This window comes from Arthrobacter zhaoxinii, from assembly GCF_025244925.1.
Taxonomy (GTDB): Bacteria; Actinomycetota; Actinomycetes; order Actinomycetales; family Micrococcaceae; genus Arthrobacter_B; species Arthrobacter_B zhaoxinii.
In genome coordinates this window covers 1,310,781-1,331,818 of sequence record NZ_CP104275.1, presented here as the reverse complement: position 1 = coordinate 1,331,818, position 21,038 = coordinate 1,310,781, and the positions used below count along the sequence as shown (strand labels likewise).

15 protein-coding genes and 1 pseudogene are annotated in these 21,038 nt (G+C 66.7%); 8 read left to right on the top strand and 8 right to left on the bottom strand.

Translation table 11 applies throughout. The features are described 5' to 3' along the window. Window positions 1-23: 23 nt before the first annotated feature. Together N2K95_RS06190 and dinB are read right to left on the bottom strand one after the other, a co-directional pair. Window positions 24-398, bottom strand: a complete 375-nt coding sequence (locus tag N2K95_RS06190; RefSeq protein WP_255792750.1) for a DUF3040 domain-containing protein — start codon at window positions 396-398, stop codon at window positions 24-26. Window positions 399-580: 182 nt separating this feature from the next. Continuing rightward, window positions 581-1,801 carry a DNA polymerase IV gene (dinB, locus tag N2K95_RS06185; RefSeq protein WP_260653749.1) on the bottom strand — a complete coding sequence of 407 codons (1,221 nt, stop codon included), beginning with the start codon at window positions 1,799-1,801 and terminating at the stop codon, window positions 581-583. A gap of 194 nt (window positions 1,802-1,995) precedes the next feature. Between dinB and N2K95_RS06180 the strand changes: the two genes are divergently transcribed. Together N2K95_RS06180 and N2K95_RS06175 are read left to right on the top strand one after the other, a co-directional pair. Further along, a complete protein-coding gene (locus tag N2K95_RS06180) occupies window positions 1,996-2,499 on the top strand; it encodes a hypothetical protein (protein WP_260653352.1) in 504 nt (167 codons plus the stop codon). A 2-nt stretch (window positions 2,500-2,501) separates the two neighbouring features. Further along, complete coding sequence (locus N2K95_RS06175) at window positions 2,502-3,602, top strand: polyprenyl synthetase family protein (protein WP_407080124.1); 1,101 nt, start codon at window positions 2,502-2,504, stop codon at window positions 3,600-3,602. 92 nt (window positions 3,603-3,694) lie between these two features. Here the strand turns inward: N2K95_RS06175 and N2K95_RS06170 are convergent, their stop codons facing one another. Continuing rightward, window positions 3,695-4,048 carry an Rv2175c family DNA-binding protein gene (locus N2K95_RS06170; protein WP_229952314.1) on the bottom strand — a complete coding sequence of 118 codons (354 nt, stop codon included), beginning with the start codon at window positions 4,046-4,048 and terminating at the stop codon, window positions 3,695-3,697. A gap of 256 nt (window positions 4,049-4,304) precedes the next feature. On the opposite strand from N2K95_RS06170, the gene N2K95_RS06165 reads away from it, so the two are divergent. Together N2K95_RS06165 and N2K95_RS06160 are read left to right on the top strand one after the other, a co-directional pair. After that, window positions 4,305-5,654 carry a lytic transglycosylase domain-containing protein gene (locus N2K95_RS06165; protein ID WP_260653351.1) on the top strand — a complete coding sequence of 450 codons (1,350 nt, stop codon included), beginning with the start codon at window positions 4,305-4,307 and terminating at the stop codon, window positions 5,652-5,654. Window positions 5,655-5,733: 79 nt separating this feature from the next. Next, window positions 5,734-7,878 (top strand): Stk1 family PASTA domain-containing Ser/Thr kinase, encoded by a 2,145-nt coding sequence (locus N2K95_RS06160; RefSeq protein WP_260653350.1) that lies wholly within the window; start codon window positions 5,734-5,736, stop codon window positions 7,876-7,878. Window positions 7,879-7,900: 22 nt separating this feature from the next. On the opposite strand, the gene N2K95_RS06155 is transcribed toward N2K95_RS06160, so the two are convergent. Further along, window positions 7,901-9,262, bottom strand: a complete 1,362-nt coding sequence (locus tag N2K95_RS06155) for a class II 3-deoxy-7-phosphoheptulonate synthase (protein WP_255792847.1) — start codon at window positions 9,260-9,262, stop codon at window positions 7,901-7,903. 572 nt (window positions 9,263-9,834) lie between these two features. Beyond that, window positions 9,835-10,515, bottom strand: a pseudogene (locus tag N2K95_RS06150) (lysophospholipid acyltransferase family protein); the annotation flags it as partial. A 169-nt stretch (window positions 10,516-10,684) separates the two neighbouring features. Between N2K95_RS06150 and N2K95_RS06145 the strand changes: the two are divergent. Both N2K95_RS06145 and N2K95_RS06140 read left to right on the top strand, forming a co-directional pair. Further along, on the top strand, window positions 10,685-11,449 hold the full coding sequence (locus N2K95_RS06145) for an alpha/beta hydrolase (protein ID WP_260653349.1): 765 nt from the start codon (window positions 10,685-10,687) through the stop codon (window positions 11,447-11,449). After that, a complete protein-coding gene (locus tag N2K95_RS06140) occupies window positions 11,446-11,994 on the top strand; it encodes a hypothetical protein (protein WP_260653348.1) in 549 nt (182 codons plus the stop codon). The genes N2K95_RS06145 and N2K95_RS06140 overlap by 4 nt, the downstream gene beginning before the upstream one ends. Window positions 11,995-12,025: 31 nt before the next feature. On the opposite strand, the gene N2K95_RS06135 is transcribed toward N2K95_RS06140, so the two are convergent. After that, window positions 12,026-13,006 (bottom strand): ROK family glucokinase, encoded by a 981-nt coding sequence (locus N2K95_RS06135; RefSeq protein ID WP_260653747.1) that lies wholly within the window; start codon window positions 13,004-13,006, stop codon window positions 12,026-12,028. Window positions 13,007-13,236: 230 nt separating this feature from the next. On the opposite strand from N2K95_RS06135, the gene N2K95_RS06130 reads away from it, so the two are divergent. Continuing rightward, the gene (locus N2K95_RS06130; RefSeq protein WP_260653347.1) at window positions 13,237-15,045 is read left to right on the top strand and encodes an AMP-dependent synthetase/ligase; all 1,809 of its coding nucleotides are present in this window, start codon (window positions 13,237-13,239) and stop codon (window positions 15,043-15,045) included. A 33-nt stretch (window positions 15,046-15,078) separates the two neighbouring features. Here N2K95_RS06130 and N2K95_RS06125 read toward each other — a convergent pair whose 3' ends face one another. Both N2K95_RS06125 and N2K95_RS06120 read right to left on the bottom strand, forming a co-directional pair. Next, a complete protein-coding gene (locus tag N2K95_RS06125) occupies window positions 15,079-16,506 on the bottom strand; it encodes a mycothione reductase (RefSeq protein ID WP_260653346.1) in 1,428 nt (475 codons plus the stop codon). Between the two features lie 43 nt (window positions 16,507-16,549). Next, window positions 16,550-19,948 carry a pyruvate carboxylase gene (locus N2K95_RS06120; protein ID WP_260653345.1) on the bottom strand — a complete coding sequence of 1,133 codons (3,399 nt, stop codon included), beginning with the start codon at window positions 19,946-19,948 and terminating at the stop codon, window positions 16,550-16,552. A 258-nt stretch (window positions 19,949-20,206) separates the two neighbouring features. Between N2K95_RS06120 and N2K95_RS06115 the strand changes: the two genes are divergently transcribed. Then, window positions 20,207-21,037: a ParA family protein gene (locus tag N2K95_RS06115; protein WP_260653344.1), complete on the top strand. Its 831-nt coding sequence runs from the start codon at window positions 20,207-20,209 to the stop codon at window positions 21,035-21,037. The last annotated feature ends 1 nt before the right edge of the window (window position 21,038 follow it).

Here is a 21,038-nt window from a genome sequence, read left to right as displayed (position 1 = left end):
TGCGGAGCGGAGGTTCGGCGAACCTACGGCTGGTCGCGTTTGCGTTCATCCCACTTGTTTTCCAGGTTGTTCATGAATCCGCGCTGGGTACTGGACTCACGCTCCCTGCGGCCGTCCGCCGCTGTGGGCGGGTTCTTCCGTCCGCGGGTGGTTGCGTAGTAGACACCGGCACCCATGATGAGGAACCCCAGTACGCCGACAGGGATCCCCGCTTCCGTGATCCCCAGCAGCAGCACGCCCAGCCCGACAACAGCCAGCAGGGCGCCAAGTACGATGCGCCTTGTCGAGATCCCCCGGCCGGCGGACGTCGCCATTGAGTTCGCGAATTTAGGATCTTCGGCGTGTAATTGCTGCTCCAGCTGATCCAGCAAGCGCTGCTCGTGTTCCGACAGTGCCATTACTGCCTCCTTGCCGTCCGGTTCTGCCCCTGTAAACCAACCAACGAACGTATGGCGCCGGATGTTCCCGCCCAGGCCCGCTGCTGCTTTGCACTTAGTCCAAGGATAGGGGGCAACGGGTCAGCACGAAAGCGGCGGATCTACGTATTCGGCCGGGCGGCCGGTCCGGACCGCGGCACGGCCTATCCGGGACGCTGCCCGGGCCCGCCGGAAGCGCCTCCCGGGGACGGGTCCGGCTCCGCAGGCGGCTTCCGGGGAGACGGGGCAATCAGCCGGGCGGGAACGACACCCAGCTCGCCGAACCGCTGGTTGATCCGGTCCAGGGCATCCTCGGCCGAACGCCAGCTGTCCTCCCGCCCGTCCAGCGTCAACTGCATGGCAGCACCTTCGGCGGACTCAAGCTGTTCCGCCCGCAGGCCGATCAGCCGGACACTCTGGGGCCGCGGCCCCAGTGCGGCCAGCAGCCCCTTGGTCGTCTCGTAAATCATCTGTGCACTGTCCACCGGCTCGGGAAGGGTGCGTGTGCGCGTCAGCGTCGTGAAGTCGGCGTAGCGCAGCTTCAGGGAGACCGACCTGCACTGGAGACCTGCGGCCCGCAGGCGGACAGCGCTGCGGTGCGCGAGCCGAAGCAGTTCTGTGTGCAGTATGTCGTCGTCGCTGACGTCCGAGGCAAAGGTTTCCTCTGCGCCGATGCTCTTTTCCCTCCGCACCGGGGTTACCGCCCGGGGATCCCGCCCCCAGGACAATTCGTACACGTGGTCACCCACGGCGCCGAGCAGCCGGCGAAGCACGGTCGGCGGAGTATTGGCGACGTCGGCAACAGTGGCGATCCCGACCCGTGCCATCACTTCGCGGGTCTTGGCCCCGACTCCCCACAGCGCGGACACATCGAGGGTATGCAGGAAGTCCACCGTCTGTTCCTTGGGTACCAGCAGCAATCCGTTGGGTTTGCAGCGGGTGGAAGCAATCTTGGCTACGAACTTGGTCGCAGCAATGCCGACACTGGCAGTCATGCCCAGCTCGTCGGCGACGCGCTTGCGGATGAGCTCCCCGATGACGCGCGGGGGTCCGAGCCTGCGCATGGATCCGGCTATATCGAGGAAGGCCTCATCCACGCTGAGCTGTTCCACAAGCGGGGTGATGGACTCGAAGATCTGCATCAGCTGCCCTGAGAAGGTCCGGTAGACGTCCTGGTGCGGCTCCAGGACCACTGCCTGCGGGCACTGCCTGCGGGCCACTGCCATGGGCATGGCCGAGCGGACTCCGTAACGTCTTGCCTCGTAGGAGGCTGACAGGACTACGGACCGTCCTCCCAGTCCGCCTACAATGACGGGCCTGCCTATCAGGTCCGGCCGCTTGAGGAGCTCAACCGAGACATAAAAGGCATCCATATCCACGTGCATTATGGTGCAGTCGCGGTTGCCGCCGGCGGCCTCTGAACCATTACTCACTCCCTCATCGTAGCCAGCCCCACCCCCTTTCCGGAGTTGCCTGCAGGAGCACGCTTATCCGCCGGCCCGCACTCTCCCCCCCGGGACGGTTTCCGGTTCGCCTAGACTGGGTGGCAGGACCCTGCCCCCCACTGAAGCGGAACCCGATGAAAAACACCCTCACGATGCTCTCTTCCGCGGCCCTGATCCTGGCGGCCGCCGGATGTTCCACCGGCTCCGGGGAGGGCAGCGCTTCCCCGTCCGGCACTGCTTCGGCTGCCTCATCCCCCGCTTCCGGGACAGCAGGTTCCCCTTCGCCGTCGGCTTCGCCCGTCGCCCTCGCGGAGGACTTCCCCTCCACGCTCATTCCGGTTCTGGACGGCGCAGAGATCCTTTCGAGCACAGTGGACCGGGCCAACGGCACCCTCACCGCCGTCCTCGTGGAGTCCTCGGACGCACCCGCCGCCGAGATCCTCGCTTTCTACGATGCAAAGCTCACCGCGCAGGGATTCACTGCAGCGGAAGCGGCCCCCGGCTCGCCCTCTTCGCGTGACTACGTCCGGACCGGCGCCGGGGACCCCGAAACCGTCAACATCACGGCTATTGCCCAGGACGGCGGCCCGGCAACTGTGACTGTCGGCGCGACGGTGCTCGCAGAAAAGGCGAAATAACCGTGACCTTTACCCCCGTCGAAACCGCGCAGGAGGAACAGTCGGCATACCGGGGCCTGCTCGGCGCGGAGCTCGAGGATTTCCTGGCGCTCCAGCAAACCGTCCTCGCCGGAATCTCGGCCGAGGCGCTGCCCCTGCTGGACGCGGTGCACAACCTCGCCCAAGGCGGAAAGCGGCTGCGCGCCCTTCTCTCGTACTGGGGCTGGCGCGGCGCAGGAGGCGCTCCCCTGCACCCGGAAGCCGTCCGGGCCGGCGTGGCTCTGGAACTGTTCCAGAGCGCGGCGCTGATCCACGACGACATCATCGACCGGTCGGATACCCGCCGGGGCGGGCCCAGTGTCCACCGTATCTTCTCCATGGCGCACGCAGACTCCGACTGGCACCTGGACGGATCCCACTTCGGCTCGTCCGCCGGCATCCTTGCGGGCGACCTCTGCCTTTCCCTCAGCGAAGAAATGTTCTCCGCAGTGGGCCCGCGCGCCGCGCACGGCACCGAAGCGCGGCGGATCTTCAACCGGATGCGCACCGAGGTCATGGCCGGGCAGTACCTTGACATCCTGGAAGAGGTAGTCGGCCCCGGACACGATCCCGAACATGCCGTGGTACGGGCCCTGAACATCCTCCGTTACAAGGCCGCGAAGTACACCACGGAGCATCCGCTGACTCTTGGCGGCGCCCTGGCCGGCGCCGGGGCAGATCTTCTGGCCGGATATTCCCGTTTCTCCCTGCCCCTGGGCGAAGCCTTCCAGCTTCGGGACGATGTGCTGGGCGTCTTCGGGGATCCGCAGACAACGGGCAAGCCGGCCGGCGACGATCTGCGCGAGGGCAAGCGCACGGTCCTGATTGCCTATGCCCTCTCCGGCGGCAGCGAGAACGCGCGGAAGGAGATCACCGCCCGGCTTGGGGATCCGGACCTGGACGACGACGGCGTGGCCCGCCTGCGGGCGATCCTCCTGGACACGGGGGCGCTGGAGGCAACCGAGGCACTTATTTCGCAGCATACGGAAACAGCTTTTTCCGCCCTGGCCGCACTCCCCCTTGACGATGTCCCCAGAGCGGCGCTGGACGCCCTGGCGCACTCGGCGGTAAAACGCAGCGCCTAAACCAAAACACCCAGTACTAAGTGTGCATATAAATAGGGAGCTTCCCGTCTGCTGACGGGAAGCTCCCTATTTAGGTACTGCGGGTGGAATTATTACCAGCCCAGAGCCTGGGCGCGGCGGCGGATCTCTGTCTTGCGCCCCTCGCGGAGTGCGTCCACGGGACGGCCCGGCAGGGTGTCGTCAGCCGTAAACAGCCAGCGGATCATCTCGTCGTCGTGGAAGCCTGCGTCGTCGAGCACGGAAATCGTGCCCTTCAGGCTGTCCAGCACGGAGCCGTCGGCAATAAAGGCAGCCGGAATACTGCGGATCTTCCGCTCGCCGAGGCGCACGGCCACAAGGGCGCGCTCCTCCAGCAGGCTATGCACCTTGTTAATAGGGAGATCAAGTTGTTCAGCCACATCGGGCAGGGTCAGCCAGTCGGAAACAAGTTCCTCGAGTTCATTCACTCTTCAAGGGTGCCACGTCCGGGGCGGCCCGGGCCACTTTGCCGTTCGGCACCGGAACCCGTTTGTCAAAAGTCACCACCGGGTATTGTGCGTGCGCCTCATTAGTGTAAATTCACATGGGTACCTGTAATCACATGAGTAACTAACACACCATCAGTCACTCAAACAACAGTAGTAACACCCGTTTCATTACTTGTAATGAATCCTAGGATTTGCAAAGTAATGGACCGCCATACAGATGAGGAAACACCACTCTATGAACACTCAGTCGACGACGGGACCGCAAACAGCGCGTTCCGGTGCCAACTCAATGCCGCGCAAACTGAGTGTTGCCGTCACGACCGCCGCGATCCCTGCAGTGATGATCTCCGCGCTGGCTCTCGCCGAACCGGCTGCCGCAGCACCCGCTGCACCGCAGAACACCCTGTTCCCGCAGCTTCCCCTGCAGGCCATCAAGAACCTGAACACCGGTACGTCCACCGGTGTTGCCGCCTCACAGCTGGCTACGCAGATGCCCGCAACACTGCCGGCCGAGTCCGCGGCGCCCGCAACGCACCGGATCGTTTCCGGTGACACCGTCAGTTCCATTGCGGCACAGTACGGCCTTTCCGTGGCCGACCTGCTGCGCGTGAACAACCTGCAGCCGACGTCGCTGATCTTCGCCGGCGACGAGCTCCGCCTGGGCGGGTCATCCGCCCCCGCCTCCGCCGCGGCCGCCGCGCCTTCCGCCGGCACCTACACGGTGGTCTCCGGCGATACGCTGGGCGCCATCGCCGCCAGGCACGGCGTCAGCCTCTCCAGCATCCTCGCCGCCAACGGACTGAGCCTGACCTCCGTTATCTACCCGGGCCAGAGCATCCGGATCGACGGCAAGGCACCGTCAGCGACGCCCGCCGCCCCCGAGCAGGGCCAGACAGCACCCGCCGCCGGTGCCAGCTACACCGTCGCCGCGGGCGATACCCTCGGCGCCATCGCAGCCAAGCACGGTGTCAGCCTTTCGGGCGTCCTCGCGTCCAACGGCCTGACCCAGGGCTCGGTCATCCGTCCCGGCCAGCAGATCCGGCTCGACGGCGGCACCGTGAGCATCACGGCTGCGGCGCCCGTTGCGGCCCCGACGGATCTGGTGCCCAACACCTTCCTGCACTACACCTACCCCGAGCACACGGTCGCCGATGCCAACCTGAACAAGCAGGCGCTGAATTCGCTGCCGGTTCCGGACCGTGCACAGATGCAGCAGATTGTGGCCGACACGGCAGTGCAGATGGGCGTCGATCCGGCCCTGGCGCAGGCCTTTGCGCTCCAGGAATCCGGCTTCGACCAGCGGGCGGTCTCCCCCGCCAACGCCATCGGCACCATGCAGGTCATCCCCTCCTCCGGGGAATGGGCCTCGCAGCTGGTGGGCCGGCAGCTGAACCTGCTGGATCCGTACGACAACGCAACCGCGGGCGTAGCCATCATCAGCGCGCTGATCCGCAGCAGCGACAGCCTGGAAAACGCGATTGCCTCGTACTACCAGGGCCAGTACTCGGTCACCACGCACGGCATGTTCGCCGACACCCGCGGCTACGTGAGCTCGGTGCTTGCCCACCGCGAGTCCTTCCGGTAGAGCAGTCCACGAGTGCCTCGAAGGGTCCGGATCGGGTGTCGATCCGGACCCTTTCGCGTACCGCCATTAGGATCGAAGAGTGCATGAGCCCGTGAAAGACTCCCTCGTTGAGACGCTGGTAGACGACCGTTACTTCGTCAGGTCCCTGGTGGCGCGCGGCGGAATGTCCAGCGTCTACCTCGCTACCGACCGCCGACTGGACCGCGACGTGGCGCTGAAGGTGCTGTACCCGCACCTTGCTGCGGACCGCGGCTTCCTTCGGCGCTTTGAAAGTGAGGCCAAGTCCGCTGCCCGGCTTTCCCACCCGCATGTGGTGGGCGTCCTGGACCAGGGCATCACGGACAGCCTGGCTTATCTGGTCATGGAGTATGTGCCGGGCCGGACGCTGCGCGGACTAATGGACGAGCGCGGCCCGCTGTCGCCGCGCCTCGCACTGGCACTGATGGACGCCGTGGTTGAAGGACTTGCCGCAGCACACGACGCCGGGCTGGTCCACCGCGACGTCAAGCCGGAAAACGTACTCCTTGCGGACAACGGCAGGATCAAGATCGCGGACTTCGGGCTGGCCCGTGCCGTGTCCACCAGCACCAATACCGGCACACTCGTGGGCACCGTTGCCTATCTGGCCCCCGAACTCGTGACCGCAGGCGGTGCCGACGAACGCAGCGACGTCTACTCGGCCGGCATCATGCTTTACGAAATGCTCACGGGCCGGCAGCCCTTTACCGGGGACTCCCCCATCCAGGTCGCCTTCGCACACGTCCATTCCTCGGTTCCCGCCCCGTCCGCCCTCTGCCCCGGGCTGGCTGAGGACCTGGACGACCTGGTCCGCTGGTGCACGGCCAAGGACCCCGAGGAACGCCCCGTCAACGGCCGTGCCCTGCTGGGCGAGCTGCGCCATATCCGCACCTCCCTGAGCGACGGAGAGCTGGATTTCCGGTGCGCCCCGCACCCGGACGGCAGTCCGGCTTCCTCCGGCTCCCCCACCGAAGCCCTGTCCGGAGCCACGGAAGTCCTTACGGGAGCCGGCGCCGCCACCAGCGTCATCGACACGTCAGCGCTGCACCCGGACGTGGCCGGGGGCAACTCCACCGAGGTTATCCACCGCAGCGGCAACCCCACGACGGTATTCCCCGCCGGCGGGCGCCCCGGCAGCCACGACGGGGGACGCGGTACAGACGACTACCCGGCCGAGGAAAACGATGAAACGTACGACGACGGCGACGACGACGGGCAGGGCCCGCACCGGCGCCTGAGCAAGCGCGATGAACGCGCCCTTGCACGGCACAACGACCGTGAAGCCCATCGCCCGCAGATGTCCCTCCGCAGCGGCAAACCCCGGCGGCGAGGCATCCTGGTGGCCGTGCTGCTGGCGGTCCTGCTCGCCGGCGCTGCCTTCGCCGGCTGGTTCTTCGGCGCCGGACCGGGCGCCCTTGTCTCCGTACCGGATGTCAGCAATACCGCCGTCGAAGAGGCCGGGACGCAGCTGGGCGACGCAGGGCTGACCTATACCACCGACGAGGTGTTCGATGAAGTCGTGGCAGCCGGACTTGCCGTGGGCACTGATCCCGCCGCTCCCCGGGAAGTGCGGCGCTTCCAGCCGGTGACCCTGCTCGTGTCCAAGGGGCCGGAGCTTTTCCCGGTGCCCAACGTGGTCCAGCGGACTCTCGAAGCCGCCGGAGCGGACCTTCAGGAAGCTGACCTCACCCTCGGCGCGGTCACCGAGGAATACAGCGAAAGCGTTGCCGCCGGCAGCATCATCAGCCAGCAGCCGCTGCCCGATACGCTGCTGCGGCTGGACGCCCAGGTGAACGTCACGGTTTCCAGGGGACCCGCACCCGTTGAGGTACCGGCGGTCACCGGCCTCGGCGAGGAGGCCGCCGTGGAGGCCGTCGAGGCCGCCGGGCTCAAGGCCGCCGTCGCCCCGGACAAGGTGAACAGTGCTTCCGTGCCCGCAGGTGCAGTCGTGGCCCAGACACCGGCTTCCGGCCTGCTGGAGCGGGGCTCCACCGTCACCCTGACCATTTCCCTCGGCCCGCGGATGGTCGAGGTCCCGAACTACGTGGGACAGCGCGCAGAATCTGCGCGCGCCGATCTGGAGAGCCGCGGGTTCACCGTGGAGGTCGAGAACCTGCTGGGCGGGCTGCTCGGCCTGGTCCGGGACCAGGACCCGGGCGCCGGAACCGCCCCCGAGGGCTCCACCGTCATCCTGAAGGTGGTGTAGCCCCCGGGGCCAGGGCCCTGGATCAGCTCCTGCGGGACAGGGCGCCGGCCACCAGGAAGGCCATCTCCAGGGACTGCATATGGTTCAGCCGCGGATCGCAGACCGATTCGTAGCCCTCAACGAAGGCCTCCTGGTCAACGGGGTCCGCGCCGCCCAGGCACTCCGCGACGTCGTCGCCCGTCATTTCCACGTGCAGGCCGCCGGGGAATGTCCCCAGCGAATCATGCACCTCGAAGAAGCCCCGCACCTCGTCCATCACATCGTCGAAGTTGCGGGTCTTGTAGCCGTTCGGCGACGTCACGGTGTTGCCGTGCATGGGGTCCGTCACCCACAGCACCTGGGCGCCGGAGGCGGTCACTTTCTCCACCAGGGAGGGCAGCTTCTCGCGGATGTTCCGGGCGCCCATCCGGGTGATGAAGGTCAGCCGTCCGGGTTCGCGGTTCGGATCAAGCCTGTCGATCAGGGCGAGGGCGTCTTCGGCGCTGGTTGACGGGCCCAGCTTCACACCGATGGGGTTGCGCACCCGGGACAGGAAGTCCACATGCGCGGAATCCAGGTCGCGGGTCCGCTCCCCGATCCACAGGAAGTGTCCGGAGGTGTCGTACGGCTGGCCGGTGCGGGAGTCCACGCGGGTCAGTGCACGTTCGTAGTCCAGGAGCAGCGCCTCATGGCTGGCGAAGAACTCAACGCGCTTCAGTGCCTCGAAGTCAGCGCCGCAGGCGTCCATGAACCGGACGGCCCGGTCAATCTCCCGGGCGAGGGATTCATAGCGGGAGTGTGAGGGATTGGAGGTGAAGCCCTTGTTCCAGTGGTGCACCAGCCGCAGGTCGGCGAAACCGCCCTGGGTGAAGGCACGGATCAGGTTCAGCGTGGAGGCGGACGTGTGGTAGGCACGCACCATCCGTGCCGGGTCGTGCCTGCGGGACTCGGGAGTGAAGTCGTAGCCGTTGACCATGTCGCCGCGGTAGGCGGGCAGCGTCACGCCGTTCCGGGTTTCATCATTGGACGAGCGCGGTTTGGCGAACTGGCCGGCCATCCGTCCCATCTTGATCACGGGAACGGAGGCGCCGTAGGTCAGGACGACGGCCATCTGGAGCAGCGTCCGGACGCGGGCGCTGATCTTGTCTGCAGTGGCGGCCTCGAAGGTCTCGGCGCAGTCGCCGCCCTGCAGGAGGAAGGCACGGCCCTGCGCGGCCTCGGCCAGACGGCCCCGGAGCACATCTACTTCGCCTGCGAAGACCAGCGGCGGAACCATGGAGAGCTCGGCAATGGCAGCGTCATAGCCGGGGTCGCCGCGCCAGGACGGCTGCTGGGAAATCGGCAGGGAACGCCAGTTGTCCAGCTCGGGGTGGCTTGCGGAGGTCGCCGCCGCGCCGGAGAGCATGGTGGGAATGGACTCGCGGTGTACGGGTGTGTCAGTCACGGCTTAAGCGTACTTGTTGCCCAGCAGGAGCAAACAACACCGTCACAATTGCCTTCGGAGCACGCAACACGGGCTCCACCCCGCGGACGCGGGGGAGCTAGGTGAGGACGCGGAGACCTAGGCGCGGACGCGGGGATGCCAGACGCGGACGCGGGGACCTAAGCGGTGTGGGAACGCGGATCCGTGTCGCGGTCGTCGCCGGCAGTACGGGCAGCGTCGGCTCCGGTCTCACTGGAACCGGCGGTACGGGCACCGTTGGTTCGGGGCATCCGGCTCCGGAACTTCTTCCGGAGCGTGGTTCCCGCTTCAGCCACGGCGGCGCCGGCGTCGCCATGCTTCCGGGCCTTGTCCCTGCCTTTTGCCGTGCCGGAGTCTTTTGCCGTAGCCGAGCCGATGACGGTGACGGAACCGGGACGCTTGCCGCCCGCATCGGCGGGGAGCTCCGGGCCGGCGTCGGGGGTTCCCGCACCGGAGTCGGAGCCGGCGGTAAGGCGCACCGCCGCACCCCGCGCCTCGGCAGCTTTGCCGCCCTTGCGTGCGGCCAGCTTCTCCTTGACCGTGCTGGCATATACATCCACGTATTCCTGGCCGGAAAGACGCATGAGTTCATACATGATCTCGTCGGTGACGGACCGCTGGATGAACCGGTCATTCTCGAGCCCGGCGTACCGCGAGAAGTCGAGCGGTTCGCCTACGATGATGCCGATCCGGCGGATATTGGGGAGCCGCCGTCCAATCGGCTGGACCTTATCGGTGCCGATCATTGCCACCGGGATGACGGGCACACCGGTGGACAGCACCAGCTTGGCCACACCGGTCTTGCCGCGGTAGAGGCGTCCGTCCGGGCTGCGGGTTCCTTCGGGGTAGATGCCCAGGAGTCCGCCGTTCTCCAGTACGTCAACACCGGCCTTCAGCGAGGAGGCAGAAGCCGCCCCGCCGGAACGGTCCATGGGCAGCTGGTTGGCAAGGCGGAAGAACGTGGCAGTGAGCTTTCCCTTGATGCCTTTGCCGTTGAAGTACTCGCTCTTCGCGAGGAAGCTCACCGGCCGGGGCACGGCCAGCGGAAGGAAGATCGAATCGGAGAACGACAGGTGATTGCTCACCAGGACGGCAGGCCCGGATTCGGGAATGTTGTCCATTCCCTTGACCCACGGCCGAAAGAGAAGATTCACCACCGGCCCGATGAATATCGTCTTCATCACCCAATAGAACACGCGGCTTGATCTCCTGTCCGGACAAGACAATAACTAGGGACCCGATTGGTTCCCCAGACTCTACTGTATGCGTGCTTATCCCTGCTGGTTAACTTTGCGCGTACCGTGCCTGCGGATAGTTTCCGCCGCTCGGGGTCCAAAAGGCCCCCGCTAATGCAACCATAGACACATGACTTCCTCCCCCGGCGCTGCTGCCTTTTCCTCCGAGGGGCACGGCGCCAACGCGGGCGTAGGCGTGCTCCTCAGCCACGGATTCACCGGCTCCCCGGTGAGCCTGGCGGCTTGGGCCCGTTACCTCGCGGACCGCGGCTACGCCGTGAGCCTGCCGCTGCTGCCGGGGCACGGCACCAGCTGGCAGGAGCTGCAACGGACGCCGTGGCAGCGCTGGTACGAGGAATACGAAACCGCCTATTTCACCCTGCGGGAGCGGACAAGCTGTGTTGTGTCCGGCGGTCTTTCCATGGGCGGTGCCCTGGCGCTGCGGCTGGCAGCACGCCAGCCGGTGGCCGGCGTCGCCGTCGTTAACCCCGGCCTGACGTTCGGCGACCCCCGGGCCCGTTATTCGGGCGTGCTCAAGTACTTCCTGAAATCGGTCCCCGCCATCGGCAACGACATCCGGCTTCCAGGGCAGGATGAAGGCGCGTACCCCCGGACGCCGGTGGGTGCCGTGCACCAACTGCGGCAGCTTTTCCGCGATACTGCCGCCTCGCTGCCGGCTGTTACCGCCCCTGTACTGGCCTTCCGTTCACGGGTGGATGCGGTGGTGCCGGAGTCGAGCATGGAGGTGCTCCGCCGCCGCCTGCTGAACGCGGAACTTGAGGTGGTACCGCTGGAGAACAGCTACCACGTGGCCACCATGGACCACGATGCCCCGCTCATCTTTGAACGGTCGCACGAGTTCATCCAACACGTCAGCTCCGGGGTCCGGGCATGAGCGAACGCGAGCCGGACCACAACAAGTCAACGGACGAGGAAGTCTGGCTGGATCTGGTGGCCCGGCTGGAGCACATGGACGCCGCCGATCCCGTGCAGCCCGAGCCGGACCCGCCGGGCGCTCCGGACGAATCCGCGGACGGATCCGGCGGCCGGGACACCGGAAAGACCGGAGCGTCCCCTGAACCGGCGGCACCGTCTCCGGCCGAACCCTCTCCGGCCGAACGTACGCGGGCAATCTTCCGGAACCAGCCGCTGGCAGCGGCGGGACCGCGGGACTATACAGCGGAGGATGACGGGGACGACAACGGCGGTTTTGTTCCGCCGGAACCTCCTCCCCTCGGCATGGGCGAACCGCTGGTGGTGCTCAGCTGGCTGGGCACACTGGCCGGGCCGCTGCTGCTCCTGGTGTTCGCCATGTTCTGGCGCGATGCACCCCTGGCCGTCATCCTGGGAACCATTGCGGTTTTCGCCGGATCGGCCGGCTACCTGCTTTTCCGACTACCCCAGCACCGTGATGAGGGCGACGACGGCGCCGCCGTCTAGGCCCGGCCTTCCCGCAACGGGACGCCGCGGCTCAGCGGCGTGCGGCGATCCGGGACAGGTCGGCGGCGCCGATCATTCCCGCCGCAGGACCCAGGGCGGCACGCTCCATCCCGGCCGCCGGGCGGAAACCGCGACCGGTGAGGTTCCGGGCAAAGGACCGCCGGGCAGGTTCCAGCAGCAGGTCACCGGCATCGCTGAGCCCGCCGCCGATGACGAACATCCCCGGGTCAAGGGCCGCGGCCAGGTTAGCCAGCCCCAGCCCCAGCCACTGCCCCACCTCATCCAGCAGTTCCACGCAGGCCGGATCGCCCTCGAGGGCGAGGCGGGTAACGACGGCGCCGGTCACCCGATTCGCATCGCCGTCCACCGCCCGGAGCAGTTCCGAGGCCACCGGCGAGTTTGCCGCTGCCAGCTCCCGGGCCTCCCGGCCCAGGGCGTTGCCCGATGCATATTGTTCCCAGCAGCCGCGGTTGCCGCATTCGCAGCGGTGCCCGCCGGGCATGATGATCTGGTGGCCGAACTCGCCCGCCACACCGTACCGGCCGCGTTCGAGGCGGCCGTCGAGCACCATCGCCCCGCCGATTCCGGTGCCCAGGGTGATGCAGACCATCCTGCTCTCCCCCGCGCCGGCTCCGAACCGGTATTCAGCCCAGGCGGCGCCGTCGGCGTCGTTGACCAGGAAGACCCGGCGGCGCAGCAGCCGCTCCAGGTTCTCGCGCAGCGGCTCGTTGCGCCAGGCCAAATGGGGGCTGAACAAGACCGTGCTGCCGGCGAGGTCCATCCACCCGGCCGCGCCGATTCCCACGGACCACACGTGGTGATCGGCGGACAGTTCCCGGACCAGGTCCACGATGACTGCTTCGACTTCGCGCGGATCCTGGCCGGGCGTCGAACGGCGTGCCTGCTTCAGGACCCGGCCGTCGCCGTCGACCAGCCCGGCGGCGACTTTGGTTCCGCCGATATCGATGCCGATGGCCAGGCCCCGCCGCCGCATCCGGTTGGGCAGCCGCATGGGCCTGCGGGTCCGGAACGGCTCCGCCTGCCGGCGCTGGAGCGGGGTGGAAAGGGATCGGGGAACGGGTGCTGGGGTAACTGGACGCATCAGAAACCTATTCTAGGGAAACGGCAAGAGCAGCGACGCGTTCGTTATCGATCCGCAAGGTTACCGATGGGTATGAAAATGTGATCTAGGTTATAGGCTGAACAGTGCCTACGGGCGTAACGGATATCAAAGGAGCTATCGTGCGAGAATTCAGTGTTCCCGTCCTAGCGGAGTCCCCGCCGCAGACGAACATCACCAACATGCTGCTCGATCAGGCAGCCAAGCCAAGCAACCCCGCTCTCTTTGCCGTCCGGAACGGCCAGGGCGAATGGCAGCGGATCAGTGCCACGGAATTCACCAAGGACGTCCGGGCGCTGGCAAAGGGCTTTATGGCCAGCGGTGTCAAGGCAGGCGACCGTGTGGCCATCATGTCCCGGACCCGGTACGAGTGGACCCTCGTGGACTTTGCCCTTTGGTTCGCCGGAGCCGTTCCGGTTCCGGTCTATGAAACCTCCTCCCCTTCGCAGGTCGCCTGGATCCTCAGTGATTCCGGTGCCGTCGGCATTGTGGTGGAGGCTGCCAGACACGAGAACATTGTCCGCACGGCGGCGGCCGATGAGGACCTTTCCATGGTCGCCAATGTCTGGCAGATCGACGGCGGCGGGCTGGATGCGCTGCGCACCGAGGGCGCCTCGGTGAGTGATGAAGATCTCGAGAAACGGCGCTCAACCGCGCAGATGGCGGACCTGGCGACCATCATCTACACCTCCGGCACCACGGGCAAGCCGAAGGGCTGCGAACTCACCCACGCCAACTTCGTCGACGTGTCGCGCAACTCCGAGCTGGCGGAGCCCGAGGTGGCGACCGAAGGCTCGCAGACCATCATGTTCCTGCCGCTGGCGCACGTCCTTGCCCGGTTCATCTCCGTGCTCTGCGTGGCCACCGGCGCCACCGTCGCGCACACCCCCGACGTCAAGAACCTTCTCCCGGATCTGCAGAGCTTCAAGCCCAGCTTCATCCTGGTGGTCCCGCGCGTGCTGGAGAAGGTCTTCAACGCCTCCATGCTGAAGGCCGAGGACGGCGGAAAGGGCAAGATCTTCCATGCCGGCGTCGCCACCGCAGTGGCCTGGTCGAGGGCAAAGCAGGAGGGGAAGGTGCCGCTGAGCCTGACCCTTCGGCACGCACTCTTCGACCGCCTGCTGTACGGCAAGATCCGCGAGGCCATGGGCGGCAAGGTGGAATACGCCGTGTCCGGCGGAGCTCCCCTGGGCGAACGGCTGGGGCACTTCTTCCACGGCATCGGCCTGCTGGTGCTGGAGGGCTACGGCCTGACCGAAACCACCGCCCCGCTGACCACCAACACCCCGCAGCTGGTCAAGCTGGGCACGGTGGGCGCGCCGCTTCCCGGCAACAGTGTGAAGATCGCCGACGACGGCGAGATCCTGGCCAAGGGCATCAGTGTCATGAAGGGCTACTACAACCGCCCTGAGCTGATGGGTGAAACCTTCACGGACGGCTGGTTCCATACCGGCGACATCGGTGAACTCGACGCCGACGGCTTCCTGAAGATCACCGGCCGGAAAAAGGAAATCATCATCACGGCCGGGGGCAAGAACGTGGTCCCGTCGCACCTGGAGGATTCCATCCGTGCCGATTCGATTGTGTCCCAGTGCGTTGTCGTCGGGGATGCGAAGCCGTTCATTTCGGCCCTGATCACGGTGGACGAGGAGGCCCTGCCCGGGTGGCTGGGACGCCACAAGCTGCCGGCCACCATGACGGTGACCGAAGTTGCCAAAACCGATGAGCTGCAGAACGAGCTGCAGGCCCTGGTGGACCGCGCCAACAAGAAGGTCTCCTCCGCCGAGGCCATCAAGAAGTTCCGCGTGGTCCCGACGGACTTCACCGAGACCAGCGGACACCTGACGCCGTCGATGAAGATCAAGCGCGCCCAGGTCCTGCGGGACTTCTCGGACGTCATCGACGATATCTACAGCGGGCAGCGCGTCTGACGCCTGCACCCGGCCGGGCCGGAGCCGCCTCGACTAGAGACGGTTCGGGCCCGGCTTTTCCTTTGTGTTCAGGGAGAGCAGCGCGTTTTCCACCACTTCGGTCAGCGCCGGGTGGATCCAGTACTGCCCGCGGGCCATCGTGGCCGCGTCCAGCCCGAATTCCATTGCCTGCACCAGCGGCTGGATCAGCATGGACGCCTCATGGCCCATGATGTGCGCGCCGAGCAGCCGGCCGCTTTCCTTCTCCGCCAGCAGCTTCACAAAACCGGTCGAGTCCTCCATGGCCCAGCCGTACGCCGTCGACCCGTATTCCTGGACCGCAAGAGCCAGTTCGACGCCGCGGGCTTCCGTGTCCGCCAGGGCCTCGTCCTCGGTCATCCCCACGCTGGCGATCTGCGGGCTGCTGAACACGGCCGCCGGAACGAAGCGGTGGTCCATGGCACGCAGATCCCCGGGGTGGACCAGGTTGTGCGCTACTACGCGGGCCTCATGGTTGGCCACATGCTTGAGCTGGTAGGGGCTGCTGACGTCGCCCAGCGCCCAGATCCCCGGGACGGGCGCACCGGCTGCCAGCACACGTCCGTAGCTGTCCACCGCCAGGCGCCGGTCCCCGGTGACGTCGAAACCGGCCGCCGCGACGTCCAGCCGGTCGGTGTTGGGTGTCCGGCCGGTGGCCACAAGCACCAGATCCACGTCCAGTGCCGATTCACCGGCGGGACCGGAGAGCACGGCATGCACCGACCCGTCCGCATTTTCCACCAGTGAGTCCACGGTGGTGTTCAGCTGCAGGTTCCACTGCTTGGACGCCTCCGCGGTAAAGCGCTCGGACACCGTGGCGTCCAGGGAACGAAGCAGCGCGCCCGACCGCACGGCCACGGTGACGTCCGAACCGAAAGCGGAGAAAACGAACCCGAACTCCGCGGCGATGTATCCGCCTCCGATGATCAGCACCCGGGCCGGCAGATCATCGATGCGCATCACCGTGTCCGAGGTATGGACCTGCGGCAGGTCCATCCCCGGCACATCCGGCAGGACCGGACGGGAGCCTGCGGCCACGACAATCTGGTCGGCCGTAATCTTTTCCCCCGACGCCGTCACCAGGGCGTGCGGAGAGACGAAGCGGACGTATTCGCTGTAGAGGGTGACGTTCTCGAGCTCCTCGTCCCGGTAGCGGCGCCCGCCGTCGGAGATGGCGTCAATCCGCGAGAAGATCCGGTCGCGGATATCCCGCCACCGCACCCCGGTCGTCACCGAGTCCACGCCCAGCCGGGCGCCGTCGACGGCGGCGGCGGCCAGCTGGGCGGGGTACACGAACATCTTGGTGGGGATGCAGCCGACATTGAGGCACGTTCCTCCGAACGTGCCTCCGTCGATGATCGCTACCTTCTTGCCGTCCCAGTCCGGGGTGATGAGCGAGTTGCCGGAGCCGGAGCCAATGATTGCCAAATCGAAGTGAGTCACGCTCTTCAGTCTATGCAGTTCGACTTCCGCCACCACTCGGGGTTCACTTCGGAGCAATGACCAGGAGCAGGTCTCCGCCCTGGACCTGTTCCACCCGGGAGATGGCGACCCGTTCCACCGTGCCGGCGACCGGGGCCGTAATGGAGGCCTCCATCTTCATGGCTTCGATGGTCGCCACGGTCTCGCCGGCGGCAACCTCTGCCCCTTCCTTGGCCGTGACCGTTACAGCACCGGCGAACGGAGCCGCAACGTGCCCGGGTTCGGCCGGATCGGCCCGTTCCGCCGTCTTGGTAGTGCTTTCAATGCTGCGGTCCCGGACCGAGACGGGCCGCATCTGCCCGTTCAGGGTCGTCATGACCGTGCGCATGCCCTTTTCATCCGGTTCGGACACTGCGTCCAGTGCCGCGATCAGGCGCACACCCTTTTCCAGTTCGATGACGTGCTCTTCGCCGCGGCGCAGCCCGTAAAGGTAGTCGCGGGTTTCGAGGACAGAGACGTCTCCGTAGGTTTCCCGGACAGTGGCGAACTCCTTGGCCGGGCCTGCGAAGAGCAGGCGGTTCAGGGTTTCCTGCCGGGTGGCGGAGTCTGCGTGCAGGCCTGCCTTGTCCACCTCCGTCAGGTCGACGTGGCGGGGCTTGATTTCGCGTCCCTGCAGGGCCTTGGTCCGGAAGGGTTCGGGCCAGCCTCCGGGCGGGTCTCCGAGTTCGCCGCTGAGGAAGCCGATGACCGAATCCGGGATGTCGTAGTTCTGCGGGTTCTCCTCGAAGTCCTCCGGGGAGACGTTGGAACCCACCAGCTGAAGCGCGAGGTCACCGACAACCTTGGACGACGGCGTGACCTTGACCAGGCGGCCCAGGATCCGGTCGGCGGCGGTGTACATGTCTTCGATGGCTTCGAAGCGCTCCCCCAGCCCCAGGGCAATCGCCTGCTGGCGCAGGTTGGAGAGCTGGCCGCCGGGGATTTCGTGGCGGTACACGCGTCCGGTCGGACCCGCAAGCCCGGATTCGAAGGGAGCGTACACGCGCCGCACGGCCTCCCAGTACGGCTCGAGGGCACCCACGGCATCCAGGCTGATCCCGGTGTCCCGCTCGGTGTTGGTCAGCGCCGCGACCAGGGAGGACATGGACGGCTGGCTGGTGGTGCCGGCCAACGGGGCACTGGCGACGTCCACAGCGTCGACTCCCGCCTCCGAAGCCGCGAGCAGGGTGGCCAGCTGGCCGCCTGCGGTGTCGTGCGTGTGGAGGTGGACGGGCAGCTCGAAACGCTCCCGCAGCGCCGCGACCAGTTTGGCGGCCGCGGCGGGGCGCAGCAGCCCGGCCATGTCCTTGATGGCCAGGATGTGGGCGCCGGCGTCCACCATCTTCTGCGCCAGGTCCAGGTAGTAGTCCAGCGTGTAGAGGTCCTCATTAGGGTTCAGCATGTCGCCGGTGTAGCAAAGCGCCACCTCGGCGACGGCGGTGCCCGTCTTGCGGACGGCCCGGATGGCGGGCTCCATCTGCGACACATCGTTCAGGGCGTCGAAAATGCGGAAGATGTCCACACCGGTGGCGGCGGCTTCCTCGACGAACGCTTCGGTGACTTCGGTGGGATACGGCGTGTAACCAACCGTGTTCCGTCCGCGGAGCAGCATCTGGATGCAGATGTTGGGCAGCTGGTGCCGCAGGGAGGCGAGCCGTTCCCAGGGATCTTCGCCCAGGAAACGCAGGGCGACGTCGTAGGTGGCACCGCCCCAGGCTTCCACGGACAGCAGTTCCGGGGTCAGGGCGGACACCGCAGGTGCCGCCGCGACCAGGTCCCGGGTCCGGACCCTGGTGGCCAGCAGCGACTGGTGGGCATCACGGAAGGTGGTGTCCGTGACGGCCAGGGCGGTCCGCTGCCGCAGGTCCGCCGCGAAACCCTCGGGGCCCAGTTCCAGGAGCCGCTGCCGTGAGCCCGGCACGGCTTCGGGCAGGCCGCCGGGCAGCTTCTCCGCCGGGTTGATGTGCGCAACAGGGTCGCCGTACGGCTTGTTGACCGTAACGTCGGCGAGCCAGTTGAGCAGCTTGGTGCCGCGGTCGGCTGAGCCGCGGGCATTGAGCAGTTCGGGTCGTTCCTCGATGAAGGAGGTGGCTACGTCTCCGGCCACGAAGTCCGGATCATCCAGGACGGCCTGCAGGAAGGCGATGTTGGTGGCGACGCCGCGGATGCGGAACTCGGCCAGCGCCCGGCGGGCCCGGTTGACGGCGATGGGATAGGTGCGGCCCCTGCAGGTCAGCTTCACGAGCATCGAGTCGAAGTGCGGGCTGATCTCGGCGCCTGCGTAGACGGTGCCGCCGTCGAGCCGCACACCCGCACCGCCGGCGGAACGGTAAGCGGTGATGCGGCCGACGTCGGGCCGGAACCCGTTGCTCGGATCCTCGGTGGTGATGCGGCACTGGAGGGCGGCACCGCGGATCTGCAGTTCATCCTGCTGCAGGCCCAGGTCCGCCAGCGTTTCCCCGGCCGCGATCCGGAGCTGGGACTGGACAATGTCGACGTCGGTGATTTCCTCGGTGACCGTGTGCTCCACCTGGACGCGGGGGTTCATTTCGATGAAGACGTGCTGTCCGGCGCGTTCTCCGACGGTGTCCACGAGGAACTCCACCGTTCCGGCGTTGACGTAGCCCAGGGCCTTGGCGAACTTGACCGCGTCCCGGTACAGGGCCTGGCGGATGTTCTCATCCAGGTTGGGGGCCGGGGCTATCTCCACCACTTTCTGGTGGCGGCGCTGCAGCGAGCAGTCGCGCTCGAACAGGTGCACGATGTTGCCGTCAGCATCGGCCAGGATCTGCACTTCGATGTGCCGGGGACGCAGGACCGCCTGCTCCAGGAACACCGTGGCATCGCCGAAGGCCGCCTCGGCCTCGCGCATGGCTGCCTGCAGCGCCTCGGGCAGCTTGTCCGCCGTGTCGACCCGCCGCATGCCCCGGCCGCCGCCGCCGGCCACGGCCTTGACGAAGATGGGGAAGCCGATGTCCGCTGCCTCGCTGAGCAGCTTTTCCACGTTGTCGCTGGGCTCGGTGGAGCGCAGCACCGGGATGCCGGCCTTCCGGGCGGCGTTCAGGGCGTGGACCTTGTGGCCGGCCAGCTCCAGGATGTCGGCGGGCGGGCCCACGAAGGTGATGCCGGCGTCGGCGGCCGCCCGGGCCAGGTGCGCGTTTTCGGACAGGAAGCCGTAGCCCGGGTAGATGGCGTCGCAGCCGGATTCCTTGGCCACCCGGACAATTTCGTCCACGTCCAGGTACGCCCGGACCGGATGTCCCTCTTCCCCGATCAGATACGCTTCATCGGCTTTCTGGCGGTGGATGGAATTGCGGTCCTCATGGGGAAACACGGCCACGGTCTTAGCGCCCAGTTCATAGGCGGCACGGAAAGCACGAATAGCAATTTCGCCTCGGTTCGCGACCAATATCTTCGAGAACATGAATCTCCTGCGTCGATGACGGACGGGGCACCCGGACAGATGCGCCTTTTACGGATTTTAGCCACGACGTCAGCGGAAACACCCGGGCCGGACCTCGCCGGCGGACGGAGTCCGAAGCTGCCGTGTTGAACATCACACGGCACCAGTCTAAGCGCCACCCCTGCAAAAGCCTGCTGCCAAGGTAACGGTTGTCCGTCACATAGAATGAGTCTGCAGCCGTCCAGTGATCCCTAGACACGATAGGTTTTGGTTCAACAAGTGCAAGTAGTGAGCATCAGCAGCCTGAAGGGCGGCGTGGGCAAAACCTCCGTGACCCTGGGTCTGGCATCCGCCGCGCTGGCCGCGGGCATTCCAACGCTCGTCGTGGACCTGGACCCGCATGCCGATGCCACCACCGGACTGGGCGTGAGCCCCGGGAACCAGCTGGCAATCGGCGAAATGCTCCGGACTTCCCGTCGGGCACAGCTCTCGGACAATGTAGTGCCCAGCGGCTGGGTGGCGAACGCCCGCCGACTCGGGAAGGATTCCCCCGTGCTGGACGTTGCCATGGGGTCCGCGTATTCCGGCATCTATGACCGCCCGGACGTGGGTAAACGCGACGTGCGGCGCCTGACCACCCTGCTGTCCCGGCTGTCCGGGTACGGACTGGTCCTCATTGACTGCCCGCCGTCGCTGAACGGCCTCACCCGGATGGCCTGGACCGCCAGCAACCGCGTGCTGCTGGTAGCCGAGCCGGCGCTGTTCTCCGTGGCCGGCACCGAACGCACGATGCGTGCCCTCGAACTGTTCCGGGCGGAATTCGCCCCCAATCTGGGCGCCGCCGGGATTATCGCCAACCGGGTCCGTCCCAGTTCCAACGAACATGTCTTCCGGCTTGCCGAAATGAAGCAGATGTTCGGCGACCTGCTGCTCAGTCCCACCATCGCGGAGCAGGCCAACTGGCAGCAGATCCAGGGTGCCGCCCACTCGGTGCACCACTGGCCGGGCGAGTCTGCCAAGCAGGCAGCAGCGACCTTTGACGCGTTGATGAAGAACCTGACGGATTCCGGCAGCGTACGCAACCGGGTCATGCGACGTCCGGTCGCCTAGG